This is a genomic window from Ideonella sp. P3_A4, assembly GCF_056403075.1.
The window spans coordinates 1-2,924 of record NZ_JBFUGE010000699.1; the positions used below are offsets into that span (position 1 = coordinate 1).

3 protein-coding genes are annotated in these 2,924 nt (G+C 68.2%); all 3 read right to left on the reverse strand.

Going from position 1 to position 2,924, the window contains the following annotated elements:
* Window positions 1-96 precede the first annotated feature (96 nt).
* Window positions 97-1,443: a class-II fumarase/aspartase family protein gene (locus AC1DYI_RS31345; protein ID WP_477208024.1), complete on the reverse strand. Its 1,347-nt coding sequence runs from the start codon at window positions 1,441-1,443 to the stop codon at window positions 97-99.
* A gap of 27 nt (window positions 1,444-1,470) precedes the next feature.
* Window positions 1,471-2,286 (reverse strand): HpcH/HpaI aldolase/citrate lyase family protein, encoded by an 816-nt coding sequence (locus tag AC1DYI_RS31350; protein WP_477208025.1) that lies wholly within the window; start codon window positions 2,284-2,286, stop codon window positions 1,471-1,473.
* On the reverse strand, window positions 2,286-2,924 hold a 639-nt coding region (locus AC1DYI_RS31355), incomplete at its 5' end, for a CoA transferase (protein ID WP_477208026.1). The genes AC1DYI_RS31355 and AC1DYI_RS31350, both read right to left, overlap by 1 nt.

The window sequence follows — 2,924 nt, forward strand, 5'->3', positions numbered from 1 at the left end:
AGCTTGACCAGCTTGGCAGGTTTCATCGACTGTCTCCTGGATCGGTGCATGGGCAGGCCGCGCCGATCTGCGTCGGCTGGCGGCGGTGCGTCGGGTTCAGCGCAAAGTGGCGAGGACGCGGTCGACCATCACGCCGGACTGGCCGAGGTAGTTCGACGGGTCGCAGAGACGGGCCAGCGCGGCACGGTCGAGATGCTTGTTGATCTCCGGGTGCTCAGCCAGCAGGTCGAGCAGCGGCCGCTGCTGCCTGACCGCATCGCGGCAGATGTCGTACACGAGGTCGTGCGCGTACTCGCGGCCGATGTAGGGGCCCAGGCCCATCATCACGGCCTCGCTCATCACCAGGCCATGGGTCATGTCGATGTTGCGGCGCATCGCCTGGGCATCGACTTCCAGCCCTTCGAGCACGAATCGCGACTGCTTCAGCGCCCCGGCCATCAGGCAGAACGCCTCGGGCAGCACGATCCACTCGATYTCCCACGGGCCGGTCGAGCGCTCGTGGTCGGCCACCATCGCRTCCATCAGSGCSGCGGCGTGCTGGCGCACCACCGAGATCGCCGCGTGGATGTAGCAGCTCGAGATCGGATTGCGCTTCTGCGGCATCGTGCTGCTCGATCCCCGGCCATGCGCGAAGGGTTCGTACACCTCGCCGACCTCGGTCTGCATCATCAGCTTGACGTCCATGCTGAGCTTGCCGAGCGTGCCGCCGATCAGGCCGAGCAAGGTGCCGACCTCGGCGATGTTGTCGCGGATGGTGTGCCACGCGATCACCGGCTGCTTGAGCCCGAGTTCGGCGCACAGCCCAGCCTGGGTTTCCATCGCGCCGTTCTCCAGCGACGCCAGCGTGCCTGCGGCTCCCGCGAACTCGCCGACCAGCACGCGCTCCTTGAGTTGACCCAAACGCTCGCGGTGACGCTCGATCGCCGAGAGCAGGCCGGCCATCTTGTAGCCGAAGGTCACGGGGATTGCCTGCTGCAGGTTGCTGCGCCCGATCATGGGCGTCAGGCGGTGGGCCTTCGCGTGCTTGGCCATCGCAGCCGAGATCGCCGCGAGTTCGCGGTCGACGATGGCCAGGCCTTCGCGGATCTGCAGGACGGTCGCGGTGTCAGTGATGTCCTGCGTGGTCGCGCCCCAGTGGCAGTACTCGCCCAGCTTGTCACGGCACAGCGCGTTGAGCTGCGAGACGACACCCAGGATCGGGTAGCCGATGCGCTCGGTCTGCTGGCGCAGCTTGGCCATGTCGATCTGGTCGAGGCGGCAGTGGCTGACGATCTCGTCGGCCGCCTCCTGCGGGATCAGGCCCAGACGCCCCTGTACCTTGGCCAGCGCGGCCTCGATGTCGAGGTACTTCTGCGTGCGGTTCTCGTCGGACCAGACCTGGCGCATCTCGTCGCTGGAGAAGATGCCCTGGAAGATGGCCGAGTCGATGATGGTGGCGGACATGGTGGTGTTCCTTTTGAAGACGGGTAATCAGGTGCCGGCGCGCTGCAGGGTGCGTTGCGCCTGCAGCACCACGGGTCGGTCGATCATTCGGCCGTCGAGCTGGGCTGCACCGGGTGACGCGGCCTCGGCGGCCAGCACGCGTCGCGCCCACTCCAGCGCCTCGGCGCTCGGCGCAAGTGCGGCGTGGATGGGCGCGACCTGTCGCGGGTGGATGCACAGCTTGGCTCCGAATCCTTGACGGCGCGACCAGGCGAGGTCGGCGAGGAGCCGCTGCGCGTCGTCGAGTTGGGGCGTGACCCCCGCGACCGGTGCAGCAAGGCCGGCGACGCGTGACGCAATGGCGAGCACACTGGCGGCATGCAACAGGGGTTCGGAGCTGTCGGTGATATCGAGGTCGAGATCGAGCGCGTAGTCGAGCGTGCCGAAGACCAGCCGGACGACACCTTCGGCGGCGGCCACTTGCTGGACATGGGCAACGCCGCGGGCGCTTTCGATCAGCGCGAGCACGCGAGCCTCGGGCACGACGCCACGAACGGCTTGCACCTGAGCCGCGGACTCGGCCTTGGGCAGCATGACGTTCGAGATACCGACCTCGCGCAGCAGCCGCAGATCGTCAGTGAAGCTGGTCGACTGGGCATCGTTGATGCGCACCACGATGCGCTTGCGGTCGGCCTCGACGGCCTGTGCATGCCACTGCGCGATGGCATCGCGTGCCTCAACCTTGCCGGCCGGTGCGACGGCATCCTCGAGGTCGAACACGATGGCATCGGCGCCACTGGCAAGCGCCTTGGCGAAGCGCTCGGGGCGGTTGCCCGGCACGAAGAGATAGGTTCGCGGGTCCATCAGATGGCCTCCGCGGCGCGCAGCACGCGGACGCCCTCGGCATCGATCCCCAGCTCCCGCAGGATCGCGTCGGTGTGCTCACCGAGCGCCGGCACCGGGTCCATGCGCGGACCTTCGTCCCAGGTCCCGGGCGGAAGCATCGCAGGCAGCGCGCCGACGGGGGAGCCCACCTCGCGCCAGCGCTGGCGTGCCTTGAGCTGCGGATRCTCCCAGACCTCGTGCATCGTGTTGACACGCGCATTGGCGATCTGGGCTGCTTCCAGGCGCTCGACCACCTGCGGGGCGGTCAGCGTCGAGAAGGTGTCGACGATGAGTTCGCGCAAGGCCGTGCGCTCGGCAACCCGCTTGGCGTTGCCGGCAAATCGCGGGTCGCGGGCCAGTTCGGGGCGCTGCAAGACCTTCTCGCAGAAATTGACCCACTCGCGTTCGTTCTGCAGGCCCAGCATCACGCTGCCCTGGTCCGCGCCGGTCGGGAACGGGCCGTAGGGGTAGATGGTGGCGTGCGCCGCCCCGGTGCGCGGCGGCGGCGGTGCACCGTCGAAAGCGTAGTACAGCGGGTAGCTGGTCCACTCGGCCAGCGACTCCAGCATCGAGATGTCGATGTGCTGGCCGCGCCCGGTCTGCGCGCGCTGCAGCAA